Genomic DNA, 15,210 nt, shown 5'->3' with positions numbered 1-15,210 from the left:
GTACGTCCTTGTAGTCAAAGTTGAGTGGGTCAGACTCATAGTGGAGCTTCGAGTGGTGTTTGTCAAACGACTTGAGTCTATGTCGCTCAACCCTTGGGCGCGTGAAAGGGTTCCCGGAATCCGGGAAACAACGGGCGATCCACATCCCCCAACGAAGGAACACGCATGATCGCTCCCGGGACGGCCCCGACATGATCGACCCCTCCGATGTGGACCTGGCGGAGGGGGTCGGGGAGGCCTTCGACCGGGTCTTCGACGCCCACTTCGCCGAGATCCACCGCTATGTCGCCAGGCGTCTGGACACCGACGCCGCCGACGATCTCGCGGCGGACACCTTCCTGATCGCCTTCCGCGACCGCCACCGCTTCGACGCGGCCAGGGGTGCCGTCAGACCGTGGCTGTACGGCATCGCCACCAACCTCGTCGCCAGGCATCGGCGCCAGGAGGTACGCCGTTGGAAGGCGCTCAGCCGTACCGGCACCCCGTGGGGGCGGGCGCACGAGGGACACGAGGACGCGGTGGCGGCGAGGGTCACCGCGGAGCAGGTGACGGGCAGGCTCGCGGGGGCGCTCGCCGGTCTGGCCAAGCGGGACCGCGACGTGGTGTTGCTCCTGGCGCTCGGCGGCCTGGCGCACGCCGAGGTCGCCGAGGCGCTCGGCATCCCCTACGGAACCGTGGCTTCCCGGCTGAACCGGGCCCGCAAACAGCTACGCAAGGCACTGGGCGGCGTCAACCCGCTGGAGGAGGCCCACGATGGATGAGATCACCCTGATGGCGTCCCACCTGCCCGACGCGCCGCCGCCCACGCCCGAGATCGTGGCCCGTGCCAGGGCGCGCCTGAAGGACCCCGGGACCCGTACGGCCAGGGCCGGGGCGCGGCGATGGACACCGGTCGCCGGGGTGGCCACCGCGACCGTGGCGGTCGCGGTGGCGGTCACGGTCGTCGTGTCCGGCCTGGGCGACGCCGTACCGCCGACCGTGGTGGTCCCGGCGAAGGGAGGGCAGGTCCTCCTGGACCTCGCGGACAAGGTGGAGAAGGCTCCGGTGGGGACCGGTGCCTACTGGCGGCGCCGTTCCGTCGTCGGGTCGCTCTTCCCGTCGGACGCCGTCTCCAGCGGTGTCGTGATCAACACCTACGACGTCGTGCTCTGGGCACCGCGGAAGCCCGATGATCCCACCCTCGTCATCTCCGAGGCACAGCCGAAACGCTCCCTGGTCCTGCCGCGTGGAAAGGCGCGCAAGCCGTGGAACCCGGCCGAGAAGTACGACTACACGCTGGGTGATATGTCGAACATGTGTGGATACTCCTGGAACACCGGGTCCGGGAGGATCCTGTACGACCACAGGGCGGCCGAGCTGACCTTCGCCGAACTGCAGGCGCTGCCGACGGACCCGGCGGCGCTGCTCGAACGGCTGAGGACCCTGCGGACCCGCCCGCGCCAGGCGCCCCCCGTCTCAGGAAGGGCGGCGCGGAGGGAGGTGCCGAAGGACGCGGGGGAGGAGGAGTACCTGAGCCTCGCCGCGGTCTCGCTGCTGGATCTGCCGAGCCCTCCCGCCCTGCGGGCCGCGGCGCTGCGGATCCTCGCGGGCCGTCCCGGCACGGAGGTCGTCGGGGAGGTCGTCGACGCGCTGGGCCGTACCGAGGTGGCCGTGCGGATCAACGCCGACCGGCCGTCCAAGGTCAGGATTCCCACCGACTACCAGATCATGGTCGACCCCCGGACGGGGGAGCTGGCCGGGGACAGGAGCACTGCGGTGACGAACCGTGGCGGGCTGCCCCGGGGTACGGTGCTCGACTACACGGCCTACACCGAGCAGGGCTGGACCGACGAGCGGCCCGCCCGGCCCGGCGGGTGCAGGCGGGTGGCGAACGTTCCCTGACGCAGGGTCAGTTCTTGGGCTTGGGGGCGGGCTTGGCGCCGTCCACGACCTTGCGGTGCCCGAGGGGGGCCTTGAGCTTGACGGTCGTCACCTTCTTGATGGCGATGTCGATGCAGACCGGGTTCTGGATCTTGCCGCTCTGGCCCTCCCAGAGGGTGACGGTCACCCGCTTGGAGGTCTGTTTGACGGTCACCCGGTCGAGCACCTGGCAGGGCTCGACCCCGGACCACCAGACGACCCGCAGGCTCCGGCCGTCCTTCGACGGCTTGGCGGACAGCCAGGCCACCTTGCGCGGGCCGATGGCGTGGCCCTCCGGCTTGACCGGCTTGGGGGCGCCCTTTTCTGTCGGTTCGACCCTGGGGGCGACGGTGTGGCCCACCGAGAGGGAGGGGACGGCGCCGCCCGCGGCGCCCGCGGGAGCCTCGGGGACGACGGCGCCGCTCTGGACGCTCTGGGTACCGCAGGCCGCCGTCAGCAGCAGGCCTCCGGCCAGGACGGGAATCACGATCCTACGCATAACCCTGTCAACGGATCACGGCGCCGTACGGTTCAACCACCCGCGTCGTGGCTCGTCAGGGCTGCCCTTAGGCTGGTCATCCGCTTCTCCTCATGCAAGGTGCGTTGACGTGATCGCGATTCTGGGAACCGGGAAGATGGGCGAGGCCCTGCTGTCGGGCCTGCTGCGGGCCGGGTTCGAGCCGGACGATGTGCTGGCGACGGCGCGGCGCCCTGAGCGGGCCGCCGACCTCGGCAAGCGGTACGGCGTGCGCATCGTGACCAACGCCGAGGCCGCGGAGAGCGCCGAGACGATCATCCTCGCGGTCAAGCCGCAGGACATGGGCTCCCTGCTGACCGAGATCGCCCCGCACGTCTCCGCCGACAGGCTGGTGATCTCGGCGGCGGCGGGCATCACGACCTCGTTCGTGGAGTCGAGGCTGGCCGGCGACGTCCCGGTCGTACGGGTCATGTCGAACACCCCGGTGCTGGTCGACGAGGCGATGAGCGTGATCTCCGCGGGCGCCCACGCCGCCGAGGAGCACCTGCGGCTGACCGAGGACCTGCTGCGGCCGGTCGGCAAGGTGCTGCGCATCCCCGAGTCCCAGCAGGACGCCGCGACCGCGCTGTCCGGCAGCGGCCCGGCCTACTTCTTCTATCTCGTCGAGGCCATGGTCGACGCGGGCATCCTGCTCGGCATGCCCCGCTCCGCCGCCCTCGACATGGTCACCCAGTCGATCGTCGGCGCGGCCATCATGCTCCGTGACTCCGGCGAGCACCCGGTGATCCTCCGCGAGGCGGTCACCTCGCCGGGCGGCACGACCATCGCGGCCATCGCCGAGCTGGAGCGCCACAGCGTCCGCGCGGCCTTCCTGGCCGCCATCGAGGCCGCCAGGGACCGAAGCCGTCAGCTCGCCGGTGGGTGATATCCCCTATTAGTCAGTAAAGTTTCCTTTTCTTGCGATAAGCGGCATCATCTCCACGGAAGCCTCGGGGAGTGATGTGATGGGCGGGCAAGCCGTACGAGCCGTCGGCCAGGGGGAACGGGAGAGACCCGCGGTCTGGTCGCGGGGTTTCGGCCTCTTCTTCACCGCCCGTTCGGTCTCCATGCTCGGCAGCGCGATGGTGCCGATCGCGACCGCGCTCGGCGTCGGCGGCCTGGGGTACGGCCCGACCGGCGTCGGGCTGGCACTGGCCGCCTGGATGGCACCGGTCGCGCTGCTGATCCTGTTCGGCGGGGTGTTCGCCGACAGGTTCACCCCGCGCCGCATGATGATCGGCGCGGACGTCGTCAGGGTCGTGACCCAGGCGCTGCTGGCCTCGCTGTTCGTCTTCGGCACCCCCACGCTGTGGCAGGTGCTGGTCATCTCGGCGATCAACGGCGCCGCGGCCGCCATGTACCAGCCGGGCGTCGCCAGCACGATCCCCAGGGTGGCCAGGGACGTGCAGCGGGCCAACGCCACCCTGCGCGTCTCCGAGTCGATCATGATGCTGGTCGGGCCGGGGGTCGCCGGGGCCGTCGCGGGCTTCGTCAACGTCGGGGTGGTCTTCGCGCTCGACGCCGTGGGGTTCGCGATCAGTGCCACCTGCCTGCTCCTGATGCGTCTGCCCCCGGGCTCCCCGGTCGTCGCCGAGGAGTCGATGTGGCGCAACCTGCGCGGCGGCTGGCTGGAGTTCCGGTCCAGGACCTGGATGTGGTCGGTGATCCTGGTCTGGATCATCTTCGGCGCCACCCTGTTCGGCCCGCTGATCCCGCTGGGCTCTGTGCTTATCGGCGGCAGGCTGGGGGACCAGGCGTACGGACTGGTCATGTCGGCCTCGGGCGCGGGCACGATCCTGGGCGGCCTGCTCGCGATGCGGGTGCGTCCCGCCCGCCCGCTGATGGCCGGGGCGATCGGCATGTTCGGCTTCGCGCTCGAACCGCTGACGATCGCGATCGGGGCGCCGCTGGGGGTCCTGATGGCCGGGCACGTGGTCGGCGGTGTCGGCTGGGCGTTCTGGTCGGTCATGTGGGCCACGAGCATCCAGACGCAGGTGCCTCCGGAGGCGCTCAACCGGGTCACCGCCTACGAGGTCGGCGGTTCGACGCTCGCCGTACCGGTCGGGCAGGTGCTCGCCGGGCCTCTCGCCGGGGTGTTCGGCGCGCGGGAGACGCTGGCCGTCTCCGCGGTGGTCGCGGTGTGCGGCTGCGTCTGCCTGCTGCTGGTGCCCGCGGTCAGGAGACTGCGCAGGGTCGCCGAGGTCGTGCCCGCCTGAGGGTCCGAGGCGGGGTGCCTGTCCGAGGGGCCGCCTGGGGGCCGTCAGAGGCCGGATGGGTCTGTGCGTCTGCACGTGCGGTAACGTCGGCCGGGGTGGGGAGATCCGGGGGCGGGGCCGTACCGGAGCGCCCGTTTCTCGCGTCGCGGTCGAACAGGGAGGGCGCATGAGCCGGTCCGTGAGGGTCGTCTGGGACGACGCGCTCACCGGATACGACTTCGGGCCGGGGCATCCGCTCGCGCCCGTGCGGGTCGAGCTGACCATGGCGCTGGCCAGGGAGCTGGGTGTGCTCGACGCCGTCGAGGTGGCCGGTTGTGTGGCCGCGACCGACGACGAGCTGGCGATGGTCCACGGGCGCGGCTACATCGAGGCCGTCAGGCGGGCCTCCGCGGAGGGGCGCCCCGACCGGGCCCACGGGATCGGCACCGAGGACACCCCGGCCTTCGCCGGGATGCACGAGGCCTCCGCGCTGATCACCGGTGCCACCCTCGCCGCGGCCCGCGCCGTGTGGCACGGCGAGGCCGAGCACGCGGTCAACGTCGCCGGCGGGCTGCACCACGCGATGCCCGACGCGGCGAGCGGGTTCTGCGTCTACAACGACCCGGCGGTGGCGATCGCCTGGCTGCTGGCCCAGGGCGCGACCCGGGTGGCCTACGTCGATGTGGACGTGCACCACGGCGACGGGGTCCAGGCCGCCTTCTACGACGACCCCAGGGTGCTGACGATCAGCCTGCACGAGAGCCCACGCACGCTCTTCCCCGGGACGGGCTTCCCCGACGAGCGCGGGGCGGAGGGGACGGCGGTCAACGTCGCGCTGCCCGCCGGATGCGGGGACATCGGCTGGCTGAGGGCCTTCGGCGCGGTCGTGCCGCCGCTGCTGCGGGAGTTCGCCCCCGAGGTCCTGGTCACCCAGCACGGCTGCGACAGCCACGCGCTGGACCCGCTGGCCCACCTCATGCTCAGCCTGGACGGCCAGCGCGCCGCCTACGCGGCCCTGCACGAGCTGGCGCACGAGACCGCGGGAGGGCGCTGGGTCGTCACCGGCGGCGGGGGATACGAGCTGGTCCGGGTGGTGCCCAGGGCCTGGACCCACCTGATCGCCGAGGTCTCCGGTCACCCGCTCGACCCGGAGACCGAGACGCCTCCCGGCTGGCGGCGGTTCGTCGCCGAGCGCACGGGGGAGACGGCGCCGCTCACGCTGACCGATGGCAGGAACCCGGAATTTCGGGATTTTTCTGCTGGTTATGATCCAGCAGACCCGATCGACAGAGCCATCATGGCGACAAGGAAGGCCATCTTCCCCTTCCACGGACTGGACCCCCTCCCATGACCGTGACGGTGGGAGAGCACGCCGAGACAGGAGGGGAAGGACGGATGAGCGACCGGCGGCCGATGACGCGTGAGAGCCTCCGCGCGCACCTGGTCCGCACCCGCATCGCCGGGGACGTGGCCACCAGCAGGGAGAACAACCTCGACCACTACCGGGCACTGGCCGAGCGGGAGCCGCGCCACCTGTTCGGGCTGAGGCCGGAGGGCCGCTGGGACGAGCGGGACGTCCTCGAACTGATGGCCAAGTCCGCCGGGGTCGTGGCCGACCCCGACCACCGCGACGGCCAGGACACCATCGACCCCGACCTGACGATCGACGCCGTCGAGGCGATGGGAGACACGATCGCCGGGGCGCTGCGCGTCGGCTCGCCGAGGGTGCTGATCGCCACCGGCCACCCGACCGGGCTGCTGGCCGTGCACCTGGTGCTGGCCGGGCTGCTCAGCAGGCATGGCGCGACGCTGCTCGACCCGGCCGAGGGCTGGTCCCACCGCAGCCCCGCCTCGGGCCGCAAGCACGAGATCCGCTACCTGGGCGGTGTCGCCATGGTCGCGGACCGGGGCAACTTCGCGCACACCCACGACGCGGCCCCCATGGAGGCCATGCTCGCCGAACTCGGCGACGGGCGGCCGGACCTGGTGATCGCCGACCACGGCTGGGCCGGGGCGGCAGGGGAGGCGGGCGTCCTCACGGTCGGTTTCGCCGACAGCAACGACCCCGCGCTCTTCGTCGGCGAGGCCGAGGGGAAGATCGCGGTCACCGTGCCCCTTGACGACAACGTGCTACCGAGGTATTACGCTCCGCTGACGGATCATCTGATCGAGAGAGTCGTACGGGCTCTCTGAGACGGGCGTTGCACGAATCGGCCCGACCCTTACGTGCTTTTCGCGCCTGCATTCCATCTGCCTCGCCACCCGTTTGCCAAATTTTTGGCCGTTGTGGGCGACTCTGAGAAGAGACAGTTGGTCCGTTCCAAGACCAGGGGGAGAGGTGGGTTCCGGCTGCTGGCCAGCGTTTTCTTCCGTTTCGCTGACGTGGGACTGCGAAGACTGAGACAGTGGGGGGTTTGCACACTCGGAGTCCCGTCTTACGCTGACGGCAGTACACGTGCGTGAGCAATGGCACCAGTGGGGATAACCCGGAAACACGTGCGGAAGAGGCGTCCGATGGGTGCAGGCGAAAGACCTCTCAGTGAGGTGAAGTTCCTGACCGTGGCCGAAGTGGCCACTGTCATGAGGGTGTCCAAGATGACGGTGTACCGACTCGTGCATTCGGGCGAGCTGCCGGCCATCCGGGTCGGCCGATCCTTCAGAGTGCCGGAGCAGGCGGTCCACGACTATCTCAGGGACGCCTACATCGAGGCTGGTTGAAGCGGTGCGAGCCCGACGGGTGAGCCCGGCGGCCGGGGTCCTGGGTGACCCGGCCACCGGGTGAGCGAAGACGGGCGAACGGCCGACGGGTTCCGGTCCCCGGGTGAGATCCGGTGACGGGAACCCGGCCTTCGACAAGACGACGGTGGGGTAGCGGCGTGCGCGTCACGCCGTGAGTTCCGGTACCCGGGCTCCCCCCAGGGGGCGATCTACCACGGATCGCCGGTAGTCTGTTGAGCCGGTGTGCTCGCGCGCACCGGTCTGACAAACTCGGCTACCAGCTACCTGGGGGTCCCGTGGGCTCTGTGATCAAGAAGCGCCGTAAGCGCATGGCGAAGAAGAAGCACCGTAAGCTGCTCAAGAAGACCCGCATCCAGCGGCGTAACAAGAAGTAGCGACGCGGATCTGCGAGGCGCCGATGACCCATACCGTGCTTGTCACCGGGGTCTCGCGCCACATCGGCGCCCGAGTGGCGAGCGTTCTCGCGGCTGACCCGGCCATCGACCGGGTCATCGGAGTGGACACGGTGCCGCCGCCCTCGCTCTCACGTGATGGCGGCGTACCTCCCGGCCGGACGGAGTTCGTCCGTGTCGATCTGCGCAGCCCCGACATCGCCCAGGTGATCGCGGCCGCCGACATCGACACTGTGGTCCACATGAGCCTGGTCAGCGCTCCCTCGCGGAGCGGTGGCAGGGCCCTCATGAAAGAGCACAACGTCATCGGCACCATGCAACTGCTCGGTGCCTGTCAGCGGTCCGCGACGGTCCGCCGTGTCGTGATCCGCTCGACCACGGCGGTGTACGGTTCCTCCCCGCACGACCCGGCGGTCTTCGCCGAGGACAGCGATCCCGGCGAGCACCCGGGCCATGGCTACGCCAAGGACGCCTCAGAGGTCGAGGGCTACGTCCGTGGCTTCGCCAGGCGACGCGCGGACGTGGTCGTCTCGACACTCAGGTTCGCCAACTTCATGGGACCGGGCATCGACTCGCCCCTGACGCGTTACCTCACCCAGCCGGTCCTGCCGACCGTGCTCGGTTTCGACCCCCGGCTGCAGTTCGTCCACGAGGACGACGCCGTCGAGGTGCTCAGGCGGATGGCCACCGAGGACCACCCCGGAACGTTCAACGTGGCCGGGGACGGTGTGCTGCTGCTGTCCCAGTGCGCCCGCAGGGCGGGCCTGCCGACGATCCCGCTGCCCTCACCGGCCTTCCGGCTCATGGGCGACCTCATGGGCGACCTGGTCAAGGGCACGGGGCTGACCGGCTACTCCGCCGAGCAGGTGCGCCTGATGCGTTACGGACGCGTGGTCGACACCACCAGGCTCGCCGCGGAGCTCGGCTGGCGGCCCAAGTTCTCCACCGCCGCCGCGTTCGAGGACTTCGTCCGTTCGCGGGGCCTGCCCTCCCGGCTTCTCCCGACGGTGGCCGGACGGTGAGCGAGAAGGACGACCGCGTCGCGGGACTGCTGGACTTCCTGCGGCGCCGGGTCTCCGGACAGTACGACGTGGACGAGTTCGGCTTCGACCCCGAGCTCACCGACCGGGTGCTGCTCGAACTCATCCGCCCGCTGTACCGGCACTGGTTCCGCGTCCAGACCGTCGGGATGGACAACGTCCCCGACGACTCCGGCGCCCTGGTCGTGGCCAATCACTCGGGCACCGTCCCGCTCGACGCGCTCATGCTCCAGGTGGCGTTGCACGACGAGCACCCGAGCCACCGCGCCGTACGGTTGCTCGGCGCCGACCTGGTCTACCAACTCCCCGTGCTCGGGCATCTGTCCCGCAAGACCGGGCACACCCTGGCCTGCCCGGAGGACGCCGACCGCCTGCTGCGCAAGGGCGAACTCGTCGGGGTCTTCCCCGAGGGGTTCAAGGGTGTGGGCAAGCCGTTCTCCGAGCGCTACCGGCTGCAGCGCTTCGGCCGTGGCGGGTTCGTCGCCTCAGCCATCAGGGCGGGGGTGCCGATCATCCCCTGCGCGATCGTGGGGGCCGAGGAGATCTACCCCAAGATCGGCGACCTGCGCTTCCTGGCCAGGGCGTTCGGCCTGCCGTACCTGCCGGTCACGCCGTTCTTTCCCTGGCTCGGCCCGCTCGGGCTGGTGCCGCTGCCGTCCAAGTGGGTGATCGGCTTCGGCGAGCCCATCAGGACCGACGAGTTCGCCCCCTCGGACGCCGACGACCCCATGCTGGTCCTCAACCTCACCGACCAGGTCCGTGAGGTCATCCAGCAGCAGCTGAACGAGCTGCGCCTGCGGCGGGGACACGCCTTCCCGCCGTTCCTCTGACCCTCTCGGACCTGGAACGGGGACGGGTCACCTGGAGCGGTAGAAACGGCGCAGGGCGACGGCCGCGGCGACTCCGCCCGCGACCGCCCCGGCGCCCGCGGCGATGGGCAGCCCGATCATGGTCGCCTTACGGCCGGTACGGAAGTCCCTGATGTCCCAGCCGTTCTCCCTGGCGTACTCGCGCAGCTCGGCGTCCGGGTTGACCGCGGTCGCGTGACCGACGAGCGAGAGCAGCGGCAGGTCGTTGGCCGAGTCGCTGTAGGCGGAGCAGCGGTCCAGGTCGAGCCCCTCCCGGCGGGCCAGCGCCCGTACGGCCGCCGCCTTGGCGGGACCGTGGAGCAGGTCGCCCACCAGACGCCCGGTGTAGACGCCGTCCCTGGTCTCGGCGACCGTGCCCAGGGCGCCGGTCAGGCCGAGGCGCTGGGCGATGACCCGGGCCAGCTCGACCGGCGTCGCGGTGACCAGCCAGACCCGTCTGCCGGCGTCCAGGTGGCCCTGGGCGAGGGCGCGGGTGCCCGCCCAGATGCGGTCGGCCATCACCTCGTCGTAGATCTCCTCGCCGAGCCTGACGATCTCCTCGACCTTGCTGCCCGCGACGAACGCCAGCGCGGTCTCCCTGGCCTTGGCGATGTGGTCGGGGTTCTCGTCGCCGCGGACGCGGAAGATGACCTGGCCGAGGGCGAACCTGAGCAGGTCCTTGGTGGTGAACAGGCCGCGCGAGGCCAGCCCCCTGGCGAAGTGGTAGATGGAGGCGCCGCGCATCATCGTGTTGTCGACGTCGAAGAAGGCGGCCGAGGACGGGTCGGGCTCGGCCATCGGCATGGCCACCGCCGCCGCGGCCGCCACCTCTCCGGCCGTCCGAGGTTCGTCCCGCCGTCGTAGTAGCCGCCTCATAGCCCCTCAGCTTAACCGCGCCCGTGCACCGCGCCCGTGCGCCGCTCTCTAGACCCCGTGACAGTCGTCGTGACGCCCTGTGACGTCCTGGTGTGGATCAGTCCCTGGTGACGGGCCGCGAGTCGGGCTGGGTCAGGCCGTCGATGTAGTCGAGGTAGCCGTTGGCCCTGCGGCGGTCCTCCTCGTCCATCTTGGGGAGCATGATCTCGATCTGGTTGCGCTGTTTCTGGACGAAACGCCTGAGCTGCCCGGTGCTCCTGCCGCTGCGGCGCTCGACCCGGGTGAGGGAGGTGACCGCGGAGCGGGTGGTGTCCTCCATGTCCTTGAGGGTCTCGTCGATCAGGCCGCTCTCCCGCTTGGTCGCGCCGAGAAGCTCCTCGACCTCGTGGGCGCGCGTCTCGGCGTAGCCGAAGGAGCGGTCGGCCCGCTCGGCGTCGTCGGTGCTCAGGTGGAACAACGTGCTCTCCGCCGCCCGCTTGAGGGGGTAGAGCGCGTCGCCGGGCATCGACCGGTAGGTCCCCACGCCTCCCGCCACCAGCGCGCCCGCCAACGCCAGGCTCACCAGCTGGGGCACCAGCGCCGTACGGCGCCGCGCCCGCCGGGGGGCGTCCGGGCCGTCGGCGACGACGGGCTCGGGGGGCAGGTCCTCCTCGGCGGCGTTCATCAGGCGTTCACGCAGTTCGGCGCGGAACTCGGGCCGGGGGTCGCCGCTCATGTCGGCACCGAGCCGGGACACGCGATCCTGGATGTGTGTCCGCGATCTGTGTGAGATGCCGGGCAGCCACTTACCCATGAACGCTCCCTGCCGCCCCCAGGTCATGATCCGTCTGTGCACTTGCCTAACGACAGCCCCGCGTGCCAGGTTACGCGATCCCCTGCCATCGGTACGGTCAGCCGAGATCCGAGGGCAGCGTACGAGCCAGCGCCCGGATGGCACGGAACTGCAGGGCCTTGATCGCCCCGCTCTTCTTGCCCATGACGAGAGCGGTCTCCGCCAGGGACATGCCGTGCAGGAACCGCAGGACCACGCACTCCTGCTGCTCGGGACCGAGCGCGCGCACCGCGCTGAGCACCCGATCGTTGATCATCGCGGTGACGACGGCGTTCTCCGGGATGTGCGGGCCGTCGAGGGGGACGTCGAACACCTGGGCGGTCGAGACCTCAAGGCGGTATCTGCCCGACTTGAAGTGGTCGGCGACCAGGTTCCTGGCGATGGTCACCAGCCAGGCCCCGAAGTCGCGGCCCTGCCAGGTGAAGTCGGCGATCCGGCGCAGGGCCCTCAGGAAGGTCTCGCTGGTGAGGTCCTCGGCCAGTGGATGGGAGCCGACCCGGAAGTAGACGTACCGGTAGACCAGGTCCAGGTAGCGGTCGTAGAGCGTGCCAAAGGCGTCCGTGTCCCCTGTCTTGGCACGCAGAACAAGCCTCCGGAGTTCCTCCGAGGCGTCCTCGCGTGCGGCGAGCTCATTACTGCGGGCAGGCTGGGTCACCCCGGTGGTCGTGGGGAGGGGCCCGGCGAACGGCCACGTGTCTGGCATCCGGTATCCCTTGGGGGAGGGGGCACGGCGTGCTCGAACACTCTAGGAAAACAACCTGAAATTCCACAATCCACTGGGCAATGTCGTGACTGCCGGTAATCGGTCGGTACGGTAGGGCGCCGGTGGTTTTACGTCGGTCCGAGCAGCCCGTCATCAGTTCGGCTACCGGTTAGCGGGTAATGTCCGGCAGCATTGGAGGCACCATGAATCTCCTCGTCGCTGTCATCGCGTTCGCCGGGGCGCTGCTCGCGATCATCGCCACAGTCGCTCTCATCAGCCGTATCCGGGATGAACGCAAGGGATGGCTGATCGCCTGGAGCCTCACGACGGCGACGCTGGGCGTGTCACTCGCAGTAATCGGAACCGGCTGTCTCATTGGATTTGGGGCGACCACATTCCGCGTTTTCCAGCTTTCCGGATCATTGCTCGCCCCGCTCTGGCTGGCCGTCGGAGTGGTCCAGCTCATCGGACGCGGGTCCGCGGGAAGGTTCGCCTCCTGGCTCCTCGGCGTGGCGTTCACCATTGTCGGAACGGTCATCATGATCTCCGACCGGGTGGACCTCGAACAGGAGTTCACCACCAGCCTGCCGCTGGGCAGCCGCCACTGGGACGTCTTCCCGGCCTACCTGCTCTGGGCGGTTCACGCGGGCGCCGCGCTCGTCCTGCTGGGCGCCCTGATCCTCGCGGTGCTGCGCCGCAACGGCGACGACTACGACGCCGACAACCTGCACGCCATGCTCGTGCTCGGCCCCGTGGGCCTGGCCACGATCGGGGCGGTCAGCTTCGCGGTCCCCGGGATGCTCACCATCGTCCTGCTCGCCGTCGCCGGGGCCGCCGTGTGGTACGTCGTGCTGCGCCCGCTGGCGCCGTACGAGGACGAGGACGAGGAGGAACCGGTGGAGGACGCACGACGCGAGACACGGCCCGCGGGCCGCAGGGCCGCGCCGGAGCAGCCGCCCTTCCAGGACGTCCAGGTCGCCGGGCGCCGGGCCGTACCCGAGGACTCCGCGCGCCATTCCGGTCTCGGAGACCTGGTGGCCGAATATCGGGCCGGGGAGCGGGAGGCCGACTACGCGGCGCACACACGGCAGGCACCGATTCCGCCGAACGCGCCGCCCGTGGGGAACGAGATGTTCGGCGGGCCCGCGACGGGCATGTTCATGGCGGGCGACTACGCCGCGCCGCCCACCGCGCAGCCCTCTGCGCCCCCCGCCGCACCGCCCCCGGCAGGCGCGTACGGCCCGCAGCCGCAGGGGAACGGCCAGTTCGGCATGACCTCCGGCGGCCCGGCCACCGGTGAGTACGACATCCAGACCAACGAGTACGGCAGGCGCGGCGGCGGCAGGCGCGCCAAACCCGTCGATCCCGCCGTCGGTCCCGGCACGGGCGAGTTCGCCGCCGACCCCCTGTACGGCGGCAGGCACAACAACGGCCTCGCCCCCATGCCCGCCGACCAGGCCTTCGGCGCCCCGCCCGTCCCGCCCGGCGGCCCCGACCTCTCACGGGGCGCGAGGCACGGCCAGGCGCCCGAACAGTCCCAGCCCGGGGTGCCCGCCTTCGGCGCCTACGGCCAGCCGCCCATGGCCGCCCCGGAGACCGGCGTCATGTATCCCGGCGCCGGGCCCGAGCAGGCGGGTGGCGCGGGCCGTCCCTCCCCGGCCATCTTCGGGCTGCTGACCGTGTTCACCCTCCTCGACGGCACCGGGGAGAGGTTCGACCGGCTGGCCGAGGAGACACTTGAGGCCGTCCGCCGCGCCGAGCCGGACACGCTGATCTACGCCTGCCACTCGGTGAAGTCGGCCCCGTTGCAGCGCATCGTCTACGAGCTGTACCGCGACGAGGTGGCCTACGCCGAGCACCAGCGGCAGCCCCACGTCGAGCGCTTCGTCGCCGAGCGGCAGAGCATGGTGCTGGCGACCAACGTGATCGAACTCACGGTCAACGCCGCCAAGGTGATGCCGCTGCCCACGGCGTTCAGGATCTAGCGAGCCAGCGCGGCGCGCAGCCGACCCTCGTCGACCCGCCAGAAGTCGTGCTGGACGCCGTCGATCAGCGTGACCGGGATCATCTCCCAGTACTTCGCCTGGTCCTCCTCGGAGAGCGTGATGTCACGCTCCTCCCACGGAACGCCCAGCTCCGCCGCCACGCGGCCTATCACCGCCCGCGCGTCGTCACACAGGTGACAGCCGGGCTTGCCGTACAGCGTGATGCGGTGGTCCTGCGGTGCCATGTCCGTCACGCTAGCCCAGGGCACGGCCGGTCCGGGAACGTGGGGGACAGGAGAGCAACCTGGGAGTTCTCGTCGTCCCGTTCCGTACCCGACACTGGGAAGACCCACTTTGTGCACCGGTTCACAAAGGGACTAACCTGAAAGACAGTGGCCTCACCTCGTCATCCGTCGCGTCCGGGCCGCGCCGGCCGCCTGTCCCCCTGGAGCTCCGGCACGTGATTCGCCGTCTTTCCCAAGCTCGTGAACGTGGCATTCCCGAGGCGACCGTCGCCCGGTTGCCGCTCTATCTGCGAGCGCTCAACGGCATGGCCGAGCGGGGCCTGGCGACCGTGAGCTCGGAGGACCTGGCCGTCGCCGCCGGAGTGAACTCGGCCAAGCTTCGCAAGGACCTCTCGCATCTGGGCTCGTACGGCACCCGCGGGGTAGGCTACGAGGTCGAGTACCTCATCTACCAGATCTCCCGTGAACTGGGTCTGACCCAGGACTGGGCGGTCGCGATCGTCGGGGTGGGTAACCTCGGGCGCGCGCTCGCCAACTACGGAGGGTTCGTCTCCAGGGGGTTCCGGGTCGCGGCGCTCCTGGACGCCGACCCGGAGGTGGTTGGTGACCACATCGCGGGACTGACCGTCGAGCACGTCGACGAGCTTGAGGCCGTCATCAGGCGGCGGGCCGTGTCGATCGTCGTGCTCGCGACCCCGGGCGCGGCGGCGCAGGAACTGGCCGACCGGGTCATAGCCGCCGGTGTGACGAGCATTCTGAACTTCGCCCCGGTCGTACTCGCTGTACCCGAAGGCGTCGATATCCGTAAAGTCGACCTATCCATTGAACTGCAGATCCTCGCGTTCCACGAACAACGTAAGACGGATCGGATGACTGGGGGGCCCGCGATGGCCGAGGAGTGGCCCGAGGCGGTGGACTTGTGAACGACAGAGCCCGAAG

Annotated in this window: 17 protein-coding genes; 12 read left to right on the top strand and 5 right to left on the bottom strand. The window is 70.4% G+C overall.

The window, feature by feature from the left end; genetic code table 11:
- Positions 1 to 191 precede the first annotated feature (191 nt).
- Both ABT340_RS13270 and ABT340_RS13265 read left to right on the top strand, forming a co-directional pair.
- Positions 192 to 761 (top strand): RNA polymerase sigma factor, encoded by a 570-nt coding sequence (locus ABT340_RS13270; RefSeq protein WP_352010956.1) that lies wholly within the window; start codon positions 192 to 194, stop codon positions 759 to 761.
- Positions 754 to 1,881, top strand: coding sequence for a CU044_5270 family protein (locus ABT340_RS13265; protein ID WP_352010955.1), 1,128 nt, complete (start codon positions 754 to 756; stop codon positions 1,879 to 1,881). Before ABT340_RS13270 ends, ABT340_RS13265 begins: the two co-directional genes overlap by 8 nt.
- 7 nt (positions 1,882 to 1,888) lie before the next feature.
- Here ABT340_RS13265 and ABT340_RS13260 read toward each other — a convergent pair whose 3' ends face one another.
- Positions 1,889 to 2,386, bottom strand: coding sequence for a hypothetical protein (locus ABT340_RS13260; RefSeq protein ID WP_352010954.1), 498 nt, complete (start codon positions 2,384 to 2,386; stop codon positions 1,889 to 1,891).
- Positions 2,387 to 2,507: 121 nt separating this feature from the next.
- Here ABT340_RS13260 and proC point away from each other — a divergent pair, with 121 nt between their 5' ends.
- The 8 genes from proC (at position 2,508) to ABT340_RS13220 (ending at position 9,612) form a co-directional block, all read left to right on the top strand.
- Positions 2,508 to 3,302, top strand: coding sequence for a pyrroline-5-carboxylate reductase (gene proC, locus ABT340_RS13255; RefSeq protein WP_352010953.1), 795 nt, complete (start codon positions 2,508 to 2,510; stop codon positions 3,300 to 3,302).
- A gap of 79 nt (positions 3,303 to 3,381) precedes the next feature.
- Positions 3,382 to 4,632, top strand: a complete 1,251-nt coding sequence (locus ABT340_RS13250) for an MFS transporter (protein WP_352010952.1) — start codon at positions 3,382 to 3,384, stop codon at positions 4,630 to 4,632.
- A 166-nt stretch (positions 4,633 to 4,798) separates the two neighbouring features.
- A complete protein-coding gene (locus ABT340_RS13245) occupies positions 4,799 to 5,962 on the top strand; it encodes an acetoin utilization protein AcuC (protein WP_352010951.1) in 1,164 nt (387 codons plus the stop codon).
- Positions 5,963 to 6,006: 44 nt separating this feature from the next.
- Entirely contained in the window at positions 6,007 to 6,804 is a 798-nt protein-coding gene (locus ABT340_RS13240; RefSeq protein ID WP_352010950.1) for a phosphatase, read from the top strand.
- A 321-nt stretch (positions 6,805 to 7,125) separates the two neighbouring features.
- Positions 7,126 to 7,329 carry a helix-turn-helix domain-containing protein gene (locus ABT340_RS13235; RefSeq protein ID WP_012887307.1) on the top strand — a complete coding sequence of 68 codons (204 nt, stop codon included), beginning with the start codon at positions 7,126 to 7,128 and terminating at the stop codon, positions 7,327 to 7,329.
- A 296-nt stretch (positions 7,330 to 7,625) separates the two neighbouring features.
- Complete coding sequence (locus ABT340_RS13230) at positions 7,626 to 7,724, top strand: 30S ribosomal protein bS22 (RefSeq protein WP_018654693.1); 99 nt, start codon at positions 7,626 to 7,628, stop codon at positions 7,722 to 7,724.
- A gap of 23 nt (positions 7,725 to 7,747) precedes the next feature.
- Entirely contained in the window at positions 7,748 to 8,764 is a 1,017-nt protein-coding gene (locus tag ABT340_RS13225) for an NAD-dependent epimerase/dehydratase family protein (protein WP_352010949.1), read from the top strand.
- On the top strand, positions 8,761 to 9,612 hold the full coding sequence (locus tag ABT340_RS13220) for a lysophospholipid acyltransferase family protein (RefSeq protein ID WP_352010948.1): 852 nt from the start codon (positions 8,761 to 8,763) through the stop codon (positions 9,610 to 9,612). The genes ABT340_RS13225 and ABT340_RS13220 overlap by 4 nt, the downstream gene beginning before the upstream one ends.
- A 27-nt stretch (positions 9,613 to 9,639) precedes the next feature.
- On the opposite strand, the gene ABT340_RS13215 is transcribed toward ABT340_RS13220, so the two are convergent.
- The 3 genes from ABT340_RS13215 to ABT340_RS13205 all read right to left on the bottom strand — a co-directional run bounded on the left by ABT340_RS13215 (position 9,640) and on the right by ABT340_RS13205 (position 12,041).
- The gene (locus ABT340_RS13215; RefSeq protein ID WP_352010947.1) at positions 9,640 to 10,506 is read right to left on the bottom strand and encodes an HAD family hydrolase; all 867 of its coding nucleotides are present in this window, start codon (positions 10,504 to 10,506) and stop codon (positions 9,640 to 9,642) included.
- 97 nt (positions 10,507 to 10,603) lie between these two features.
- A complete protein-coding gene (locus ABT340_RS13210) occupies positions 10,604 to 11,242 on the bottom strand; it encodes a DUF5667 domain-containing protein (protein WP_352010946.1) in 639 nt (212 codons plus the stop codon).
- Positions 11,243 to 11,396: 154 nt separating this feature from the next.
- Complete coding sequence (locus ABT340_RS13205) at positions 11,397 to 12,041, bottom strand: sigma-70 family RNA polymerase sigma factor (RefSeq protein ID WP_352010945.1); 645 nt, start codon at positions 12,039 to 12,041, stop codon at positions 11,397 to 11,399.
- 203 nt (positions 12,042 to 12,244) lie between these two features.
- Here ABT340_RS13205 and ABT340_RS13200 point away from each other — a divergent pair, with 203 nt between their 5' ends.
- Positions 12,245 to 14,026 carry a putative quinol monooxygenase gene (locus ABT340_RS13200; RefSeq protein WP_352010944.1) on the top strand — a complete coding sequence of 594 codons (1,782 nt, stop codon included), beginning with the start codon at positions 12,245 to 12,247 and terminating at the stop codon, positions 14,024 to 14,026.
- Here ABT340_RS13200 and ABT340_RS13195 read toward each other — a convergent pair.
- Complete coding sequence (locus tag ABT340_RS13195; protein WP_184711971.1) at positions 14,023 to 14,271, bottom strand: glutaredoxin family protein; 249 nt, start codon at positions 14,269 to 14,271, stop codon at positions 14,023 to 14,025. The genes ABT340_RS13200 and ABT340_RS13195 overlap by 4 nt on opposite strands.
- Before the next feature lie 215 nt (positions 14,272 to 14,486).
- Here ABT340_RS13195 and ABT340_RS13190 point away from each other — a divergent pair, with 215 nt between their 5' ends.
- Positions 14,487 to 15,194: a redox-sensing transcriptional repressor Rex gene (locus tag ABT340_RS13190; protein WP_352010943.1), complete on the top strand. Its 708-nt coding sequence runs from the start codon at positions 14,487 to 14,489 to the stop codon at positions 15,192 to 15,194.
- Positions 15,195 to 15,210 lie beyond the last annotated feature (16 nt).

Source organism: Streptosporangium sp. NPDC000239 (assembly GCF_040300765.1).
Lineage (GTDB): Bacteria > Actinomycetota > Actinomycetes > Streptosporangiales > Streptosporangiaceae > Streptosporangium.
Note: the sequence above shows the minus strand (reverse complement) of the source record. Positions and strands in the feature narration are given on the sequence as shown.

Bases quoted from the DNA above. Each gene is read 5' to 3' on its own strand.
- ABT340_RS13270 (WP_352010956.1), top strand. From the start codon at position 192: ATGATCGACCCCTCCGATGTGGACCTGGCGGAGGGGGTCGGGGAGGCC.
- ABT340_RS13265 (WP_352010955.1), top strand. From the start codon at position 754: ATGGATGAGATCACCCTGATGGCGTCCCACCTGCCCGACGCGCCGCCG.
- ABT340_RS13250 (WP_352010952.1), top strand. From the start codon at position 3,382: ATGGGCGGGCAAGCCGTACGAGCCGTCGGCCAGGGGGAACGGGAGAGA.
- ABT340_RS13245 (WP_352010951.1), top strand. From the start codon at position 4,799: ATGAGCCGGTCCGTGAGGGTCGTCTGGGACGACGCGCTCACCGGATAC.
- ABT340_RS13240 (WP_352010950.1), top strand. From the start codon at position 6,007: ATGAGCGACCGGCGGCCGATGACGCGTGAGAGCCTCCGCGCGCACCTG.
- ABT340_RS13235 (WP_012887307.1), top strand. From the start codon at position 7,126: ATGGGTGCAGGCGAAAGACCTCTCAGTGAGGTGAAGTTCCTGACCGTG.
- ABT340_RS13225 (WP_352010949.1), top strand. From the start codon at position 7,748: ATGACCCATACCGTGCTTGTCACCGGGGTCTCGCGCCACATCGGCGCC.
- ABT340_RS13215 (WP_352010947.1), bottom strand. From the start codon at position 10,506: ATGAGGCGGCTACTACGACGGCGGGACGAACCTCGGACGGCCGGAGAG.
- ABT340_RS13205 (WP_352010945.1), bottom strand. From the start codon at position 12,041: ATGCCAGACACGTGGCCGTTCGCCGGGCCCCTCCCCACGACCACCGGG.
- ABT340_RS13200 (WP_352010944.1), top strand. From the start codon at position 12,245: ATGAATCTCCTCGTCGCTGTCATCGCGTTCGCCGGGGCGCTGCTCGCG.
- ABT340_RS13195 (WP_184711971.1), bottom strand. From the start codon at position 14,271: ATGGCACCGCAGGACCACCGCATCACGCTGTACGGCAAGCCCGGCTGT.